1 pseudogene is annotated in these 993 nt (G+C 60.3%); it reads left to right on the top strand.

The features are described 5' to 3' along the window. Positions 1-993 (top strand): annotated as a pseudogene (locus X760_RS73530) (type VI secretion protein); the annotation flags it as partial.

The raw sequence follows: 993 nt of genomic DNA, 5'->3' as shown, positions 1-993 counted from the left end.
CGCGGCAGCTGTTTTTCGGCAAGTCCGCGCTGGAACTTCGCGGACCGGACGCTGGCAAGCTCGGCGCCATGGTGTCGATCAAGGAATATCCGCCGTTCACCGCGCCGGGCTCATTGGACGGTCTCTTGCGCCTGCCACATGAGTTCGTCCTGACGCAGAGTTTCGCGATCGAAGACCGTGTCACGGCGATGCGCAGGATCAACACCATCGCGAACCAGGTTGAGGGCTCCGACGAGGCGGGCACGACAGTCGAGCAGTCCGTCCACGACGGCGCCGACAAGCTGGCCGGCGGCGAAGTCGTCTTCGGACAACATCACATGAGCGTCATGGCATTGGCACCGGATATGGCTGGGCTCAACCGTGCGCTATCCGATATCACGGCCGAGCTTTCGCGCATGTCGATCGTGCCGGTCCGCGAGACACTGAACACGGAACTCGCCTTTTGGGCGCAGTTGCCGGGAAATTTCAGCTACATCGCGCGACGCGCGTTGATCTCGTCCCTTAACTTCGCCGGCCTTTTTTCAGGACACAATTTCCCCTCGGGCCAACGCGAGAGGCTGCATTGGAAACGCCCCATCGCTTTGCTCGAAACGACCAGCCAGACAGCCTATTATTTCAATTTCCACGTTCACGATGTCGGGCACTTTACGGTGTTCGGTCCGACCGGCTCGGGCAAGACCGTGGTGCTGTCATTCCTGATGGCGCAGGCCATGCGCATCATGCCGCGGCCACGATGTGTTTATTTCGATTATATGCGCGGCGCTGAAATTTTCGTTCGGGCGCTCGGCGGTCGATACGAGGTGATGGAGCCTTCTCAGCCGACCGGGTTCGCGCCATTGCAGCTCGAGGACACGGCAGAAAACCGGTCCTTCCTGGAAGATCTGCTCATCTACATTCTAACGCCGGAAGGCGGTGCGCTGGACGTGGCGGAGATGCGCGTCATCAACGCCGCCGTCGACATGATCTACAAGATTCCGCGCGAACAGCGGACCT

The organism is Mesorhizobium sp. LSHC420B00, from assembly GCF_000503055.1.
In the GTDB taxonomy this organism is placed as follows: domain Bacteria; phylum Pseudomonadota; class Alphaproteobacteria; order Rhizobiales; family Rhizobiaceae; genus Mesorhizobium.
Note: the sequence above shows the minus strand (reverse complement) of the source record. Positions and strands in the feature narration are given on the sequence as shown.